At 47.8% G+C, this 17,514-nt stretch carries 9 protein-coding genes and 2 pseudogenes; 2 read left to right on the top strand and 9 right to left on the bottom strand.

All coding sequences use genetic code 11. The features are described from left to right. Positions 1–21 precede the first annotated feature (21 nt). The 5 genes and pseudogenes from L5M38_RS24490 to L5M38_RS20375 all read right to left on the bottom strand — a co-directional run bounded on the left by L5M38_RS24490 (position 22) and on the right by L5M38_RS20375 (position 9,215). A pseudogene (locus L5M38_RS24490) lies at positions 22–2,335 on the bottom strand (toxin-antitoxin system YwqK family antitoxin). Positions 2,336–2,494: 159 nt separating this feature from the next. Continuing rightward, the gene (locus L5M38_RS20390) at positions 2,495–4,237 is read right to left on the bottom strand and encodes a toxin-antitoxin system YwqK family antitoxin (RefSeq protein WP_263180172.1); all 1,743 of its coding nucleotides are present in this window, start codon (positions 4,235–4,237) and stop codon (positions 2,495–2,497) included. A 12-nt stretch (positions 4,238–4,249) separates the two neighbouring features. After that, positions 4,250–6,547, bottom strand: coding sequence for a hypothetical protein (locus L5M38_RS20385; protein ID WP_263180171.1), 2,298 nt, complete (start codon positions 6,545–6,547; stop codon positions 4,250–4,252). Between the two features lie 217 nt (positions 6,548–6,764). Further along, on the bottom strand, positions 6,765–7,973 hold the full coding sequence (locus L5M38_RS20380) for a NupC/NupG family nucleoside CNT transporter (protein WP_263180169.1): 1,209 nt from the start codon (positions 7,971–7,973) through the stop codon (positions 6,765–6,767). A 294-nt stretch (positions 7,974–8,267) separates the two neighbouring features. Then, on the bottom strand, positions 8,268–9,215 hold the full coding sequence (locus L5M38_RS20375) for a LysR family transcriptional regulator (RefSeq protein WP_028761657.1): 948 nt from the start codon (positions 9,213–9,215) through the stop codon (positions 8,268–8,270). Positions 9,216–9,440: 225 nt separating this feature from the next. Between L5M38_RS20375 and L5M38_RS20370 the strand changes: the two genes are divergently transcribed. Further along, positions 9,441–10,421, top strand: coding sequence for a dienelactone hydrolase family protein (locus tag L5M38_RS20370; protein ID WP_263180168.1), 981 nt, complete (start codon positions 9,441–9,443; stop codon positions 10,419–10,421). Positions 10,422–10,611: 190 nt separating this feature from the next. Here the strand turns inward: L5M38_RS20370 and L5M38_RS20365 are convergent, their stop codons facing one another. From L5M38_RS20365 to L5M38_RS20355, 3 genes are read right to left on the bottom strand one after another with little or no spacing between them, the layout of a single operon-like run. Continuing rightward, positions 10,612–11,913: a cytochrome c gene (locus tag L5M38_RS20365; protein ID WP_263180178.1), complete on the bottom strand. Its 1,302-nt coding sequence runs from the start codon at positions 11,911–11,913 to the stop codon at positions 10,612–10,614. Beyond that, positions 11,913–12,446 (bottom strand): (2Fe-2S)-binding protein, encoded by a 534-nt coding sequence (locus tag L5M38_RS20360; RefSeq protein ID WP_263180167.1) that lies wholly within the window; start codon positions 12,444–12,446, stop codon positions 11,913–11,915. The genes L5M38_RS20365 and L5M38_RS20360 overlap by 1 nt, the downstream gene beginning before the upstream one ends. Next, positions 12,443–15,340: a xanthine dehydrogenase family protein molybdopterin-binding subunit gene (locus tag L5M38_RS20355; protein ID WP_263180166.1), complete on the bottom strand. Its 2,898-nt coding sequence runs from the start codon at positions 15,338–15,340 to the stop codon at positions 12,443–12,445. The genes L5M38_RS20360 and L5M38_RS20355 overlap by 4 nt, the downstream gene beginning before the upstream one ends. 1,262 nt (positions 15,341–16,602) lie before the next feature. Between L5M38_RS20355 and L5M38_RS20350 the strand changes: the two genes are divergently transcribed. Next, a complete protein-coding gene (locus L5M38_RS20350; protein ID WP_263180165.1) occupies positions 16,603–17,022 on the top strand; it encodes a hypothetical protein in 420 nt (139 codons plus the stop codon). A gap of 262 nt (positions 17,023–17,284) precedes the next feature. On the opposite strand, the pseudogene L5M38_RS20345 reads toward L5M38_RS20350, so the two are convergent. Further along, positions 17,285–17,514: pseudogene (locus tag L5M38_RS20345) on the bottom strand (IS4 family transposase); the annotation flags it as partial.

The raw sequence follows: 17,514 nt of genomic DNA, 5'->3' as shown, positions 1-17,514 counted from the left end.
ATCTAAAACCCCATTTTTAAGCTAGCCATGGTGTTCTGTTTTAATCAGCTTGCCGAGTTGATCATAATGATTCCAATCCCCTGATTCTCGATCGCTGAGATAACTGCCTTCAGTGCGTTTTTCACCATTAGGCCAAAAACTTTGCCATAGACCTTCCTTGCGATCCCTAAGATAAGTGCCTTGTTCGGCTAACTTGCCATTGTTGTGGTAATAGCTGGCATCGCCTTCTTTTTGGCCTTTCACCCAGGTTTCAACGAGTTCTGGCTTACCGTTCTGGTGATACTGCTTAACTTGACCATCAAGCGACCCCTTAGCATAAATTGCCTCTAATTTGAGTTGGCCGTTACTGTAATATTCTTTCGTTTGGCCATGGCTTTGACCGTCTAAAAACTCAGTGCTAGCAGCTTGCATCCCATCCTCAAACCAGCTTTCCCACAATCCAGTTTGATTACCTTTATCCATAGCACCGCTGAGTTTTAGCTGGCCATTGTTGGGATAGTACTCGGCATACGGGCCAGTTTTATCATTTTTATCATAGGTTTCTGAGCGGTAAACCACTTGCTTAAAGCTGTAAAACTCTCGAATTCCATGGCGCTTGTTTTCCTGCCAATGGCTTTTTTGCTGGATATTCCCCTCGGGGATTGTGCCATAGGTAGGGTCTTTTTCTTCGTAGCGATAATCCGTCCATAGACCGGTTTTTTGGTCGTCCAGATACTCCCCAGTCACACGGCGGCGTCCGTGGTAATACTCTGTATAGTTACCATTAAGTTTGCCATTGGCGAAGGTTTGCTCCCGTTGTTTCAGGCCTTCGCTGTACTGTATCCATAGGCCTTCTTTATTGCCGCTTTGATATGTGCCTTCTTCATTGGGATCACCATTGGCATACCAGCGGGCGAAATGGCCATCAAGAGGGTAACGACTGGCATTGTCTTTTTTATCCCGTGCGTAGTGAGATACTTCCCGAGGTTTACCGTTATCGTAAAATGACTCATATTTTCCGACCCATTGGCCATCGATACGTTCGCCGCGCTCACTCACTGTGCCGTCGTCAAAATAGGTTTCTGATTTCCCTGTTGGTTTACCTTCAACGTATTGATCTAGCGTCCGCAGCTTGCCATTGTTGTGGTAACGGCGTGATTCACCGTGACGCTGCCCTTGTCGCCATTGCTCGGAGGATTGCAAGCTTGCCAGCGTGATAGCGCTCAAATTGGCCATCCTTAATTCCTATGTCGTAGTGGCTTTTTTCGAGCAAATTACCTTCGGTGTCATAACGCTCCGATGGTCCATGAAGCGGATATTGGCCATTGTCAGCCTGCTTTGAGTCTTGGTAGTTACGTAATTCTTTAAGTTGGCCGTTGTTGTGGAAATATTTTTGCGTACCGGCGAGTTGATCCTGTTTATAGTTGAGAGCACTGGTGAGAATGCCCTCGGCATTAAAATACTGCTGTGGCCCGTCTAATGCACCATTAACATACTGTTCTTCAACTTGTAATTTACCTGCATCATTAAATTGCTGGCATTTACCTTGGCGTTGCCCAGCGCTATATTGGCAGCGGCTGGCGAGTTCACCATTGGGGTAAAATGTCCGTTCTTCACCCTCGAGCAGATTGAGATTAAACTGGCTGCTGCTCGATTTAGTCCCGTCATCGAAAAAGGTTTCCCATGCTCCTTGGCGACGGCCTTCTGCATCGAAGCGGCCCGTCACTGTGGCTTGTCCATTGGGATTTTGTTCTAAATAAGAACCTGAGAGTTGGTTGTTCGCATAGCTCTGGCTTTGGGACAAGGTGCCGTTTTCATAGAAACTTTCCCATTTCCCGTGGCGCAGGTTATCGAGGTAGCTTTCTTGGGCTTGCAGTTTGCCACTGTTATAGAAACGTTTTACTTGCTCCTTTTTACCGTCTTTATAGCGCGTCGTTTGGCTGAGATGGCCGCTGCTGTTGTATTCCTTCCATTCGCCCGTGGGCACGCCTTTGGCAAATTGCTGTTCCTCAGTAACGGCGCCGCTCAAATCGAACATATGCCAAGTGCCATCTTGATAACCCTGCTGATAGTTTCCTTCGACTAGTTTGCTGTTATTGGTATGAAATACTTGCCATTTACCATTAGGGATCCCCTCGGAAAACTGCCCTAAGGTATAGCCTTGGTTATCGCGCACTATGGCGATATCGCCATTTAAGGGCATGCCAGTGGCGAGATTGTAATAGCTGGGAATTCCGTCCTGTTGGCGGATTTCGACCATCATGGAGGAGAGATTTTGCGCTGCTTGTACATGGACACTGGTTAAGCTGGCTCCCGCAATCGCGAGGCTGATAAAGCGAAATGGCGTATTGAACATGCTGATTCCTTGCTCTGTTCTGGGTCTTAAGGCCGCGCGGTTTGCAGCCTATACAAGAATCCTAATTTTTTGCTGTTGAGTTTATTTATCGGGCTGTGCACTTATATACAGTGCACAGCGCCAAGGGTTAAGTTAATCGATTAAGCGAATATTCTTAGGCTAAAAAATAGGGAAAACATGGTCCGAGGTAATCACCGGCGGCGGTATTTCCCGATTTAAAAACTCGCCATGATGGAAGCTATTGATCACTTCTATCCAGCCATTATCCCTAAATTCGTATTGTTTACCATGAAGCCTGCCCTGCTCGTCATAATTCGCTATTTCAAGCACATAGTCTTCGGTATTACGCAGTTCCCAGTGGCCGACTTGTTTACCTTGGTCGAAGCGTCCGTACCAATAGTGTCTCTCAGGATTTGGCATTGGGTTGAAACCGAACTCACCATGGGTGTACACCCAGTCGCCATCCTGTTGCCCATTGCGGTATTCGCCCTTTTCATACAATTGGCCGTCAGTGGCGTAGCGTTGTACTAATCCTTCGGGTTTGCCATGGTTAAAGTTTATTAATTCAAGCAATTGCCCTGAACTTGTCTCATTACGGAACTCACCATCGAGCTCGCCTTGGGCATCATAGCTAAAGGTGAGGGTGGCATCTTCTTGTTGTTTTTTCCATTTGCCTGAGGGCTTGTCATTGGCATATTGGCCTTGCTCGGCCAGCCATTGTTCCCCTGTCTCATGGTTAATTTTCAGCATTTCGTAGGGGCCTTCGCGCTTACCCTCTTTAAAATACTCGCGGGTAATCACTTTTACAGTTTGACTTCGGTTTAGGGTTTGTAGATATAAACCGGTCAATTGGTTATCGATATGCTCGCTGCGGCTAATTAACTCTCCTTGCTCAAATATTTCGTTGAGAACCCATTTTTTAAGCTTGTCTTCTTCGATGTTAGAGGTAAGTTGACCGTCACTAAAGCGTTGATGCTTACGGTAAACCCAGCTGTTGTTTTGGTGTTTTTCTTCGGTTGAACTGAGCATGTCACCCTTTTCATCGTATTTAACCGATAAGGTCACATTCCATGGTGCTTCTATGATTTCCTTTTGTGCTATCTGGCCATTTTCATAGTAATCCAGCTGTTCACCGACTTTATAGTCATTGTGGTAGCGGTAGTGGCGCTTTACCTTGCCATCGTCGAAATATTCGAAGTAATCCCCGTGTTTCTTACCTTTGACATAAGCTTGGGTCGAAATGATTTTACCAAAGCCCCAATTGGTCTCGTTGCCATGTGTAAGCCCATCCACCATAGGGATTTCGACGTGTAAGTTGCCATTGTCATAGTACTGGGTAACACAAGTACCACTATTACAGACCTTGCCCCTAAGCTTGCCCTCGCTATCAAAAAGCTCGCTTATACCGACCTCTTTGTCATCTTTATAGGTCGTTTTGTACCGGGTCTTCCCATCTTCCCAGTAACCCGTTTCAAGGCCTTGTTTAACACCATTTTCATAGTGCGATTCAACATACAATTGACCCGTGGCGATATATTTTTTGAGCAGGCCATGAAGTTGACCTTGCTCGTCGCGAAAGCCTTGTTCGTAGGGCTTGCCATCCTCAAAGTAGCATTGATAAGCACCGCGAAATTGTTCGCTTGTGAGGGTTTTGCCAATTTTGTTATCGGCGAGGGCACTGGCGCAGAAAAGCATATCGTTATTTTTGTAATAAACTTCAGCCTTATAATTGCCGTCGATAACTTCGGTCGATTTTTTTAGATAGTATTGAGCCTGTTTTTCATCTTTGACAACCTTCCAATGGGCATCGAGTAACACCTTTTGTGCATTGGCACTGGCACTGATAGTGATACAAATAAGTACCAGTGCTCCAAGGAGCAGTTTTACTGTAAATAGACGCATAACCGCTCCTTTTTATGGCAAAGGTTTAAAGGTGAATTCATAGGGGATGTCTACGGGGTTTTGAGAGAGAGTCATATAACTCACCTTCGCTGCAGGGCCCTCCACACTCAAATAGCGGCCATCGACCAGCGCCTCTTTAATCCGCAGTTCGGTGGTTTCGGGCAGTCGAATCGTTAGGGATTTGCCTTGGGCATCCTCGACTTTAAAGTAGTTCTTAAGATCTTTACTCGGCTCGTCACCATAACCGGTTTTTGTTAGCCAAGCTTGTAAATCGATTAACCAAGGACGTGGGTTAGCTGCCTGCTCTAAGGGTTGCCAACTGATATCACCTTGGCAATGGATTTTTCCTTGGATGTGTTTATCGTAGAAAAACTGCCGCTCGCGGTCGGGCGTCATCAGGGTATAGGCTGGTCCGTTTGGGGCATTATGCTCAAACAGCCAAGTGACTTCGTGTTTCCCCTCTTTAAAACCTTGTTCTATTTCAGGTTTACAGGCACTCGCTAATGCGGCTGACATAGGAATATACAGATTATGGCCATTTTCAGTCTCAGGTTTTATCCCTTGGATCGCACTGATTTCGGCGTTTGATGGCTCAAGATCCTGATAGAGGAAGTTATTGAGGCTCGAATCGCCAAACTCGCTTAAGGGATTGGCCAGATTTTGGTTGTAGTCGGTAAAGGTCACAAAGCGGATGTTCTTGGTTTGGCTTAACTCCGGCTGTGGCTGGCTCTCCAGTATTACAACGGTTTTAGGGATTTCATCTAGCTTAAGTAGCAGGGCGCGGGTGCTAAGGTGATGAGGATCATCGACACCGATTAATTCCCCCAGCAGTTCCTTATCCGTCACCGTTAACCATTTAGGATAATCACCATCGCGACGGGCTTCGGCCATCTTTCCTTTAAATTGCTGAAAAGGAAGGTTAATGTTTTGAGTGTTACTCTGCTTTGTTACGACTTTAAATAGCTTTGCCTCGGCGTCGAGCACCTGAATTGTGAGGCTCGCATCGCCGAAGGCGTAAGGATTCGCGACCAGTTCATCCCACGACTTTTCGACTATCTTATTGCTTTCGGGGATAAGGGTTAGCTTGGCGGTGATATGATCTATCTGTTTGAGTTTATTGGCGGTGTTGTCCCAGCCTGTGGCGATAAGATCCACCGAAGACTCAATCGAGCGGTTGAAATTCATCGCCACACCTCTGCTGTGCTGCCAGAAGTGAATGTCTATCGGATTTCCACTGGCATCAAAGGCGGCTAAGTCTTCATAATGCACATTAGCAACCACATATCGCGGGCTTATATTATGCACAAAGCGCAATTGCAGCACTTCTGGAGTGTCAGCGCCCCATGGGCCAATATTATCAAGAATACCTTGTTGATCAGGTAATAAGGATTTTATAAAGTCCTTATCATGGGCTTTATATTCCCGAGGAACATCGCTGATGGAGTACAGCTCTTTTTGCAGATCATCTATATCACGCTCGGCATCGTAGTTAGCGTCGGCATGCCAAAGCATGCTCATAATATAAGGGCTATCCTTGGGCGCCATGGCGATGCGGCGGGTGAGGGTACTGCCTTTGCTCTCTTCCTGTTGAAAAAACGCCATGCTCTCTAACCAGCCGGTTTTGCGGTTAAGCTCGAACTTTCCATAGGCCTTAAAGTTGTCTTTCTCACCTTGTACTACTGCAAATAACTTATCTTCGGTCACTTGCTCAACCGTCCAAGTTAGGCGTGCATCCATGGGGGCGCTGATGCTATAACCGACCCTAGGCTCAAGTGCTACAGGCAAGGTTGGAGCTTGTTTAAACAAGCTATTAAGATTCACCCAGTGGTCAAATAATTCCTTGATATCTTTTTGATCCATCTTGGCAATGGGAGTCAGTTGGCGGACTTCACCATTGTTAAATTCCACATTAAAGCCGTCTTTAACCAACTGAAAGATTTCATTGGAATTACCTTTAGGGTCGATATTACTCACCGGAATCGGCATACCATAATCGCTAATTTGCAGCATATTAGGTTGGATAAAAAAACGGGCGTTATGGGTTAATGGCGTTGTTAAGCTGGCCGCCTTACCCTCTGCATTCTGTAATTGGTAATCCAGCAGCAGTCGTGCCTGCAGCACTTTGCGGGTTTCAAAGCCATCATTGAGGTTTATGGTGGAGATAATCTGATATTCACGTTCTGTGGGGATGTTGGTATTAACTGAATTGGAGGGTGACGTTGAGTTATCGCAGGCGGTTAACAAGAGTGTTATACCTGCCATTGTCAGTGTGATTGCGGCGTTAACTGCCTTGTATTTCACTATGGCCATTCGTACTCCTTTGGCTACGCATGTTATTGAAATGTAAACTCATTAATCTTTTTCTGGCGACATTATACACAAAAAATATCTGAGGCATAAAAGAAAACCCAAACCAAGCTTGCTTGATTTGGGTTTGTGTTGATCGCGGTTTTGCTGCGCGAGAGTGGCTAACTTAGTGGTTAACTCAATGGTGAGATGAGTGCTTAAAAAAGCCCAAGCTGATGGATTACAGCGAGAGGATCACGCTGGCAATTGCTGCACTCATCAGGTTGGCAAATACACCAGCGGCAATGGCGCGAAAACCATTACGGGCGATAAATTCGCGGCGCTCTGGCACCATGCTACCCAGCCCACCGATCAAAATCGCCATGGTTGAAATGTTCGCAAAACCACACAGGGCAAAAGTCACAACGGCCTGAGAATGGGCGCTCAGTTGGTCTTCGACTTTCATTAACTGGATGAAGGCTACAAATTCATTCACTACGATTTTTTGGCCAATGAGTGAGCCTGCAGTAATGGCCTCATGCCAAGGAATACCCAGTAGCCACGCCATAGGGGCGAACAGATAACCGAGCAAGAATTCGAAGCTTAACTGGTAACCGAACCATTCCCCCACAGCGCCTAACATGCCATTCAGTAGGGCGATAACACTCACAAAGGCCAGTAGAGTGGCACCAATCTCGACAGAAATCCGCATGCCAGACATAGCGCCATCGGCTAAGGCTTCAACCACATTGGTGGCGCGTGGCAATTCGACAGAGGTGATTTCATCGGCACTGTTTTTGTCATTGTCGCTAGGCGGCATGAGGATTTTAGCCATCAACAGACCCGCGGGTGCCGACATAAAGGCGGCGGCAATCAAATAGTTAAGATCGACACCTAAAGCGGCATATCCGACTAAGGTACCGCCCGCGACTGAGGCTAAACCACAACTCATGACCGCGAAGAATTGCGAATCGCTCATGTGCTTTAAATAGGGTTTAATCACCAGCGGCGCTTCAATCATACCGACGAAGATGTTTGCCGTGGCAGATAAAGACTCGGCGCGGCCCGTGCCCAGTAAACGCTGCAGACCACCACCAATAATGTTGATCACCTTTGGCATTAGACCAATATGATACAGGGCTGAAATCAGCGCCGAGAAAAAGATGATGATACCTAACACATTGATTGCAAATACGAAGCCGACTTTGCCCGTGGCGAGATCGCCAAACAGAAAGCCAATCCCTTCGTTGCCATAGGCTATCACGCTCGACACGCCCGCCGTAACAGACTGCAATACGGCCTTACCCGCAGGAACGTAGAGCACTAACAGGGCGAATATAATTTGTAAGCCTAGGGCTAAAATCACAGTGCGGTAGGGAATATTCTTGCGGTTCACTGACAGTAACCAAGCAAAAAACAAGATACTAATCATGCCTAATATCGCGATCATAAGGGGTTATTCTTTTGAGTTAAGGAAGAAGCCGCGCATTGTAGGCCGAGTCGCAGTAAGGGCAAGTCGAGGGCGTTACTGGGCTGTTACGATAAAACAGTCGAAAATAGCAACAGTTTAAGCTGCTGTTTATGCAGGAGAATAAAAGCTATTTTAGCTACTGTTGCCCAGAGGAAATAATATTTGTGCCTGTGGCAATAATCGAAATCATGCCACAGACGACTTTAGGCAGGTGTCGTAGTCAGTACTTTTTTGAAATGCAGCTTAAGTGACTGTTGCTTAAGTGGCTGCAGTTTAAGTGACTGTCTTACCTAACCAAGGTTTGAGCTTTTTATCCCAGTAGGGCGGGTGGCCGATATGGGACTTTAAACACTCTATTATCACCTTGTACTTAGTCGGTAAATGGCGCCGCCTTGGGTAAACCACATAGACGGGCATCTGTTGCAGTGGTTTCCAATCGGGTAAGAGTTGGATCAGTTTTCCGCTTTGAAACTCATCACTGAGTAAATACGTGGCCACATAGCCTATGCCGCGCCCGGCAATCACCGCATTGCGCACGGCTTCGGCTAAGTCGACACGGTAATTTCCCGCCACATGCACGGTTTGTTCTAGGTCATCCTTAGCAAAACTCCAGCGATCATAATTACGGCTCTTGCTTTGATAGATAACGCAATTATGTTGCGCTAATGCCTGTGGATGGTGTGGCACGCCATGCTTGAGTAAATAATCGGGAGAGGCGACCACCACAAAGTTAGTCTCGGCGAGGTGCTGGGCGATATAACCTTCGTTCAGCTGTTCATGGTTAGTGATCCACAGATCGAGGCCTTCTTCTAGCATGTCGGCTTTATGGTCGAACAGGCTTAGCTCAAATCGCAATTCGGGGTATTTTTGCTGCAACACTTCCAGCGCGGGGATAATGTGTAAGGTGCCAAAGGACTGGGAGGAACCGAGACGAATCGTACCGCTAATGTCATCGCGGGCATCCAGCATAATCGCATCGGCATTTTGCGTCGCTTCAAACACTTGCTCACAGTAATGGGCAAACTGTTGGCCCGCGTCGGTTAGCACTAAGGTGCGAGTAGTGCGCTGGACTAACAGCAAGTTCAGCTCGGCTTCCAGTGCGCCAAGCTGTTTGCTGACATAGGAAGTCGAGGTTTTTAACTTGGCCGCCGCTTGGGTAAAACTACCACTGGTCACCAGAGTGTGGAATATCACCATCTGGCTAGCTCTATGTTGTATCACGCTAGGCCCTCTAGAATCTAAATCGCTATTTTAAGCTAGCCTTGCCCTAACCGACAGCCGTTTGTGCCGATCGTGTGCTATTTCAAATCAAGCTTACCAAACGGCACACGTTAAAGTCAGTTGCCCTAAGTGCGATTCTTATTTTACTCTTGAGTTAAATCTTAACACCCACAAGCTAGGGAAGACGTGTTACCTGTGGTTAGCTTGTTCAATGGAGGAATAACGATGACACAACAAGACAAGCAAGCCTTAGCAGAAACAAGTCAGATACATGCCCAGAAAGTACAACCGATACCGCAGGAAGCCTTTGACTGGTATGACGAATATGCCCATGGCATTATCGATCGCCGTGAGTTTATGGGGCGGCTCGCAGGATTGGTGGCGCTAGGTTTTACCATGACGATGCTCACGGGCGCACTCATGCCGAACTATGCCCTCGCCGAGCAAGTCTCCTTTAACGATCCCAGTATTCAAGCCAGCTATGTTAAGTTTCCCTCGCCAAATGGTTACGGTGAAGGGCGCGGCTACTTAGTCATGCCCGATGAGTTATTGCTCGCGGGCAGTGCCGCAGGTGAGCCGAAAACCTTAGATCTCAGTAAAAAAGCCGCAGTGGTATTAGTGGTGCACGAGAATCGTGGCCTTAATCCCTATATCGAAGATGTGGCTCGCCGATTAGCGGCGCAGGGTTATATCGCCTTCGCCCCCGATGCACTTTATTCCCTTGGTGGTTATCCGGGCAATGATGATGCGGGCCGCGCCATGCAAAGCAGTTTAGACAGAGCCAAAATCGAACAAGACTTTATTGCCGCCGCGCAGTTTTTAAAATCCCATCCTCAGAGCAATGGCAAACTCGGTGCCGTAGGTTTTTGCTTTGGCGGCTATATCGTCAATATGCTGGCCGCGACGATTCCTGATGAGCTTAATGCCGGCGTACCTTTCTATGGCACGCCAGCCGCTGCAGAGCTGCGTAGCCGCGTGAAAGGGCCGCTAATGTTGCAGTTTGCTGGGCTCGATCAGCGGGTGAACGACACTTGGGCCGAGTACGAAACCCAGCTAAAAACCAATAAAGCCGATTATGTCGCCTATCTTTACCCGAATGTGAATCACGGTTTCCATAACGACTCAACAGGACGATACGATAAAGCCACCGCCGAGCTCGCATGGGCGCGCAGCTTAGCCTTCTTTGATACTCGACTGCGTGGCTAACTGGGAGTGAAGTCCGCTTACTCTGATCCCGCTTATTCTGATTCAGCTTACTTTGATTAAGTCGATGAGTGACCGATTCCACGCGCTCTATATTAATCAAGCAAAAGCCGACGCTAGCGTCGGCTTTTATTTTTAATCTCCCACATATCCATGCGGCTTTTATCTTAAATCTCCCACATATCTATGTGGGTTAGTCGTGCTCGAGGATCACTTCTTTTAAGCTTTGGATGGTCTTCACATCGAGATTACCAGCTTGTGTGCTCCAGGTGAGTCTTAGGTAATTGGCTAAGTCTTTAATCTGCTCGTCGCTTAACTCATCAGCATATCCCGGCATGGCATAAAAGCTGGTGGTGAGGTTGTAATGCTGGCTCTTAATGCCTTTTAGCATCACGGCGACGATATTGTGAGGACTCGCTTTATCTAAGGTGGCGTTACCAGCCATCGCGGGGGCGACGTTGCGGCGACCTTCACCGTTTTGACCATGACAACCAGCGCAGTAACCTTTGTAGAGCGTATAACCTGGCAGTTCAGGTTTATGGCCGTTAAAGGTGAGCGGATCCGGTTTAAGATCATCGTCGGTATCGAGCAGATAGCTGCTCACCGCGCGCATATCATCATCGGTTAAGTGGCTAAAGCTGTGATACACCACGGGATACATGCCGCCAAATACTGTGCCTTTACGGGAATAGCCTTCAGTAAACAGCGACTTAAGATCCTCATGGGTCCAGTTCTGCCTGTTAAGCTCGGCGGGGCGAATGTCCGATGCTTCTAGCCCTTCGATAATCGCGCCCTCAAAGTGCTTGTCCTGCTCCATGGCAAACAGCGTGTCTCTTGGGGTGTGGCATTCACCGCAGTGCCCTAGGGCATTGACTAAGTAATTGCCGCGATTCCAATGTTCGCTTTTTTCCTTGTTTGGGGTAAATTCCTTGGCATCGTGGGCGACTAAGTTCCAGGCTTTTAGGCCAAAGCGCAGATTAAACGGGAAGGACACATCATTGTCGCGATTGGCTTGTTTGATGGGTTTAGTACTCATCAAATAGGCATAAATCGCCTGAGTGTCTGCGTCCGTGAGCAGGCTGTAGGAAGTGTAAGGCATAGCAGGATAGAGGTTGCCGTTGATGCCAACACCGTGGTGCATGGCATCAAAAAACTCCTCGTAGCTGTATTTGCCAATCCCAGTTTCTTTATCTGAGGTGATATTGGTCGAGTACACAGCGCCAAAGGGCGTTTCGAACGGCAAACCGCCCGAGAGTTCGCGCCCGCCCACCGCAGTATGGCAGGCCACGCAGTCGCCTATCTTCATCAGATACGCGCCGCGTGCGATGTTGTTGTTCGTATTACCATTCTGATTGCCACCTTCATCGGCAGCGCTGCTGGAACAGGCGAGCAAACCTAGCCCTAAGCTCAGGAGTAGATTGTGACTCAACAGATTTTTTATCCTTTTAAGATGCGAGAAATGGCGCTGGAAATGGCGCAGATTGGCTGATGTCATCACAGGGTTAGCCCCTTAGTCTTGAGGATCAGATCTTTGACTGCCGCATAGTATTTTACGTAGCCAGTACAGCGGCATACGTGTTCACTCAAGGCACCTTCAACGACTTTTTCAACTTGATCTTTAGCGATAGGTTGTCGCTCTAATCGCTCAAGCAGTGCGGTCGATTCGTTGACAAAGCCCGAGGTACACCAGCCACATTGAAACGAGAAGTGCTCCAAAAAAGCCTCTTGTACAGGGCTTAGGGCGGTGATTTCGCCAAGGGAGTTTTGTCTAGCATGACCTTCGACAGTGCGGACGCGTTTACCATTAAAACGCTCTACACCATTGATACAGGTACGCACCACTTCGCTCATGCCTTGCTCGTCGTCGACGATCACTGTACAGGCGTGGCATACGCCTGCGCCACAACCAAACTTAGTGCCTGTGAGGTTCAAGTATTCATGTAGAAACTCAATCATCATCACACCATCGGCGACTTCAATCGGGCCTACGGCTTGGTTATTAATGGTCAGTTTAATAGACTGGCTCATGCCATGGCCTCCTTAATTTTTTTCGCTGTCATAGGTAAATCGTAAAAGCGGACATGGGTTGCTTGATACACGGCTTCAATCAGCGCCGCGACCACAGGGATCATCACCACTTCGGCGATACCACGGCTGGGATCGTTATCAGATAACTGCGGCAATATGGTATGACGTTGATCCCACACGCCCACATGCCGCGCTAACGGCACCTGATAGCGATTGAGGTTCCACGTACCATTGCCGGCGCCTGCTTCAAATGGCGGTAAGCCTTCATGCAGTGCATGGCCAATCCCCATCGCAAGGCCACCTTGAATTTGCCCTTCGACTAATTCTTTAACAATCACTTTGCCCGCCTCTAACCAAGTATGAGAACTCAGTAGCGTGACTTCGCCATTGCCTTCGTTTACGGCGACTTCAACCAAAGTGGCGCAGGGGGCGTAGTAGGTCACCATGGCATTGTTCAGTTCGGCCTTGGGATAACTCATGGCTTGACGATCGATCAAGTGATAGCCGTTAGACTTCATGCTGGCTTGGCGCGCTTTGATACTCATAGTCGTGTCGGAGGTGGCCGCAAACGTCGCGTTCCCTTCGCCGTATTGCAACGCCAGCGCATCGAGTGCTAAACGTTCTTTAGTGCCAAGAATGTCGAAATCGGCTTCGGCCCAAGCCCAGCGATTAAAGGCATGGCCCATCACGCCGACCACTAAACCCATATCGTGGGCGCGTTTAGCGAGAATATCTAGCGACAATGGCGGAAAGCCCAAGGCGGTTAGCTTGCCATCGACCCAGCGACCATCCCGTGAGTTATGCAAATTAGTTGAGCCCATTGGCGTATTAAAATACAACTCGTTCCAAATCGATACCGCTGCAGGCCATAGGCCGTGGCGATAGATAATATCGGCGGCGATGCGGCTGACATGGCTTTGGTAATAGGCCGACATAGACGCCGACGATGCCATAGCTTTAACCGGTGTCCAGCGTGGATTAGCCGCCATTTCATCTTGGCGTTGCTGCGAAATAATATAAGGATTATCGGTTTGCACTAATTGCATCGCATCCCAAATATCCACTTCGGCGAGTTTTACCTCATCGGCAAAGTTGCCAAGGGCATCGCTGATCACAACGGCTTGGGAGGTTTGCGTGCCTGTGCCCATTTCGATAAAGCCGATTTCTAGGGTGATTTTTCCGTCTTTAGCTAGGCGAACCGCCGCACTTGGCGCTGCTGCACCCGTACCATAATCTTTGGTGGCGATACCAAAACCGACGCCGTAACGCATCCCTGGATGTTTGGCCTCATAGTCCTTTTTATTCACCGCGCGGTTTTGCCACACGGGAGCTTGCTCGGCCATGTCGAGCATTTCGCGGTAACGCAAAGTACCGTTAGGAATCGCACCTTGAGTATTACGCTGGCCAGACTCCATCACGTTGGCGGCGCGCAGTTTAAAGGGATCAACCTTTAGCTCGTCGGCGATCTCGTGGATCATACATTCCATCGCCGTCATCGATTGCAGCGTGCCATAACCGCGCATCGAACCTGCATCTGGATTACGTGACGCATAGGCGGTGGCGATAATATCGTTGCGCGGCGTGTAATAAATGCTTTGCATCGCTGTTGCGCCAACCGAGGTCACAGACGGAGTAAAGTTGACTCGTCCGCCGCCATCGACTGTCATCTGTGAAGTTAAGGCTTGGATTTTTAAGGTCGATTTATCCACCGCTAAGCGGCTTTTCATGATGAACGGATGACGTTTAAGGCCAGATTGGAATTGCTCGAATCTGTCATTGGCGAGTCGGATTGGCCCTTTGGCATAAACGGCCGCGATCACGCCGTAATAGGGAAATATCGAATGGTCTTTCGCGCCAAATCCACCGCCGATATAGGGCGAGTGCACCACAAGATGTTTTACCTTGCCTGCCAGTGGGCTAGATAACAGCATGTGCACTGCCATCTCTTGAAAGTCCTGCGGCGACTGCGAGGTAATAACCGTATGAAAGGTTTGGCTAGCTGCATCATACCAGCCGTTAAAGGCTTCGGGTTCCATCATCATAGGATCGATGATCTGGGTGCGATATTCCCGCTCTAACACTTGCCATTGTTGATTGGCTTGGGCGCTAGCAATCTGCTTATCTATCTCACCCGCATAATAAAGCCCGCGCTCAGACACAGTCCCTTTGGCATTCGGATTACCTAACCATTCTGGTTTGCGATCTTTTACGCTGGGGAAAAACAGCCCATCGTGGAGCGGGCTATATAAATCTTCCCGTGCGCCATTTTCACCTTCCACTCTAATAAGGCGCCAGCTGGCGTACGGGTCTTTCGAGTCCGACACAAACGGCGTTTGCTCACCAAAGCGCAGTAAGGTCTGATCAAATTGCAGTAAAGACTTAGCTTGCTTAAAGGCGGGGAAACTGTCGAACAACAATATCGCCACCGCATGGCCTAAGTAGTCGGCGGTTTGCCCCTCGGCCAGTAACATGTTGTCACCGTAAAAATCGGGCAGCTTGATTTTATCACGGGCCAGATCGGCCGCAGTGATCACTTTATAGGGCTTAGCAGACGCAGGTAAGTGGTCCAGGGAAAAGCCTTGATAAACATGGGAGGCATCGGCGGCGCGAAGTATAAAAGCGTAACCTTGCTGCTTGGGCCAGCCCTCCATGTCCATAGCGCGGTAATCACGGCCATAGACTTTTTGGCCTGTGACCTTAGCTATGCCGTCGTTACGAAACTTAGGTTTAGATTGACCATTAACCTGAGTTTGCCATTGGGCTGCCAGTTCAGGGGAGACAATCGCCGCATTCGCGCGACTCATTTCCCACAACAAAGGGGCCGAATATACGGCAACCCCGCCAATCACACATTGCTTAATAAAGGTCCGGCGTGACGTATTAGATGGTTCCATATCTCAACCTCAGTTGTGCTTCCGTGTAATATCAGCCGCGCTGCATGGTATCGCCCGATATAAGCGTGTTGTCGATCGACTTTTTATTGATTGTTGCGACATAGCTTTGATAAACACTGAATGTAAATTTACATTAGCCACGTTATCATGTAGGGCCGAAAATGCAAATTTAGGCAGTTAATCGCCGCAGTTTTAATCAAGCTAAATTCGTGTGTAGCACCTGTGTTATCAGGCTTCTACAGTGATGTTTGCACTGTGATTCAACTCAGTTACGTTATGGCTGAATTTTGTTCAGTGTCGTTTGCGCTGAGCCCTTGAGCAATGAGCTCAATTGGGGCTTATTTGCATGTCGAAATATGGCCATTTGCCAAAACAAGACCGCCCGTCACGGCAAGACTTCATTGCCACCGCAAGATCAAGAGATAGTGCTATTTGATGGCGACTGGTTTAGTCACATGCAGTCATATCAACATTCTTAAATCAGTGCTTGCTTAATTACTTGATTTGTAATGCTAAAGTTATAGACAAGTGTACGCTATGTCGCTATCTTAGGTTTTTAACAAGGATGAGCTTTAATCGCGTACCCGCGATTCGAGTCACTTGCATCAGGACGATGTGTCTTTTCTCTTTCTTAGATACCCAACTCCTCCTGCAAATTCGTGAATATGCTTTGGCACTTATGCTTGTTGCCACAGTGCTTATTGGCATTTTTCTCAATGTTCAGCAGTGGACGTTTTGAGTTAGTGCAACCTTGTTTTGATTGATGGCTTGACTGACGGATGTTGGCGAAGTGCGGTAGCAATGGGGAAGCTTTGTCGGTTCACAATTTGTCGATTTACAAAATAGTGAACTGGTAATTTTGCGGCCTAGCGGCCGAGGTGAATCAAGGTCGTGGGTCTTCAACCCACACCCGACCAAGGAGGACTGCTCGTCCTATCCTCCTTGGATTCTCCAAGACGCCCCCAACGGAGTTGAAAGCCCCTTGTGCTCATTGGCAAATTTGCTATCGCTTCCGAAGGATGCGTCCCTGCACCTGCGAAAGCTAGCTCGCCATCCATGGCGAGACTCACGCAATTTGCCTATTCGCCCTGCGGCAACTCCGAGGGGAAATGTATTCTGCGGCTACCGTGTTCGCTTAGTGTTTGGTGTGATTAAAGTTTTGATACTGGGCTTCATAGGTGCAGTCAGCAACATCTTAATGTTGCTCGGATTTTAACGGCATAAATCGCATTTTTATCGGTAATGGACTTTGGAAGTTAGGGATGAAATCAGTTTTACAAATTACGTTGGGTATCTTGTTAGCGGGTTTGGTCACTTTATTAGTGCGAATTGGCTATTTGAGTTATGTCGAATACCGCCTGACTCAAGGACTTAATGAGTTTGCTATGCAGCAAAAGCAAACGGAACTTGCTCGCCAGCAGGCTGCGAAAGATCGCCAGCTTGCTGAGTACCAAATTCAGCAAGAGTTACAGCAAAATGCGGCAGAAAAATCCAGACTAGCCAAGCAAAACGAGGCCGCTCGAATACGCAAAGCCGAAGCATGGCGCAAGTATTATCTAGTCCCTGAAGACTGTAAAAACTTTAAGTCCGACGAACACATGGTCAATTGCATCAACCACAAAGCCGATGCAAAATCAGAATTTGATAAGGGGTATGATTTAGATGTTTTGCTAATGAAATAGCTATTTAATAACTAATAATGAGGGAAGTTATATACTTTAAAAATACATCCTATTTATTTTTATTGGGCATAATTTTTTGTTTTGGTTTTTCATTAATTTCCTTGCTGTTATTTTAATTTAAGTTTTATGTGAGGTTCTATGATTTTAATGGTTTTGCTTAGTGATATTCATATAAAGGATAAAGGTGTTACTTTTTTAGATAAACATGAAAGTATAGCCAACATTGTAGTTAGTTCTTCTGCTGCTGTCTCTTGATCAGATCTCATAGCGTTTTTCCGGCTTCAAAAAGGGCTTTGGCTAATCGATAGCCCTTTACTTGAGCCTGAAGATCATCCCATCCTTCCCAAATCGTGGTCCAGCTAGCCATTCCCGTGCGCTTGCTATCATTAAAGCCGCCTAATTTCGCCAGAGACTGATAGGCCCACTTCATATTTGGTGCCTCTTTGCCTTTGTGCGCCCTTGGCTTGTAGAGCGCCATCAGTACTCGCCATT

This window comes from Shewanella sp. SM101, assembly GCF_025654465.1.
Classification (GTDB): domain Bacteria; phylum Pseudomonadota; class Gammaproteobacteria; order Enterobacterales; family Shewanellaceae; genus Shewanella; species Shewanella oncorhynchi.
The sequence above is the reverse complement of the archived record's forward strand: the minus strand, read 5'-3'. Positions and strand labels throughout refer to the sequence as shown.

Bases quoted from the DNA above. Each gene is read 5' to 3' on its own strand.
- L5M38_RS20390 (WP_263180172.1), bottom strand. From the start codon at position 4,237: ATGCGTCTATTTACAGTAAAACTGCTCCTTGGAGCACTGGTACTTATT.
- L5M38_RS20385 (WP_263180171.1), bottom strand. From the start codon at position 6,547: ATGGCCATAGTGAAATACAAGGCAGTTAACGCCGCAATCACACTGACA.
- L5M38_RS20380 (WP_263180169.1), bottom strand. From the start codon at position 7,973: ATGATCGCGATATTAGGCATGATTAGTATCTTGTTTTTTGCTTGGTTA.
- L5M38_RS20370 (WP_263180168.1), top strand. From the start codon at position 9,441: ATGACACAACAAGACAAGCAAGCCTTAGCAGAAACAAGTCAGATACAT.
- L5M38_RS20365 (WP_263180178.1), bottom strand. From the start codon at position 11,913: ATGACATCAGCCAATCTGCGCCATTTCCAGCGCCATTTCTCGCATCTT.
- L5M38_RS20360 (WP_263180167.1), bottom strand. From the start codon at position 12,446: ATGAGCCAGTCTATTAAACTGACCATTAATAACCAAGCCGTAGGCCCG.
- L5M38_RS20355 (WP_263180166.1), bottom strand. From the start codon at position 15,340: ATGGAACCATCTAATACGTCACGCCGGACCTTTATTAAGCAATGTGTG.
- L5M38_RS20350 (WP_263180165.1), top strand. From the start codon at position 16,603: ATGAAATCAGTTTTACAAATTACGTTGGGTATCTTGTTAGCGGGTTTG.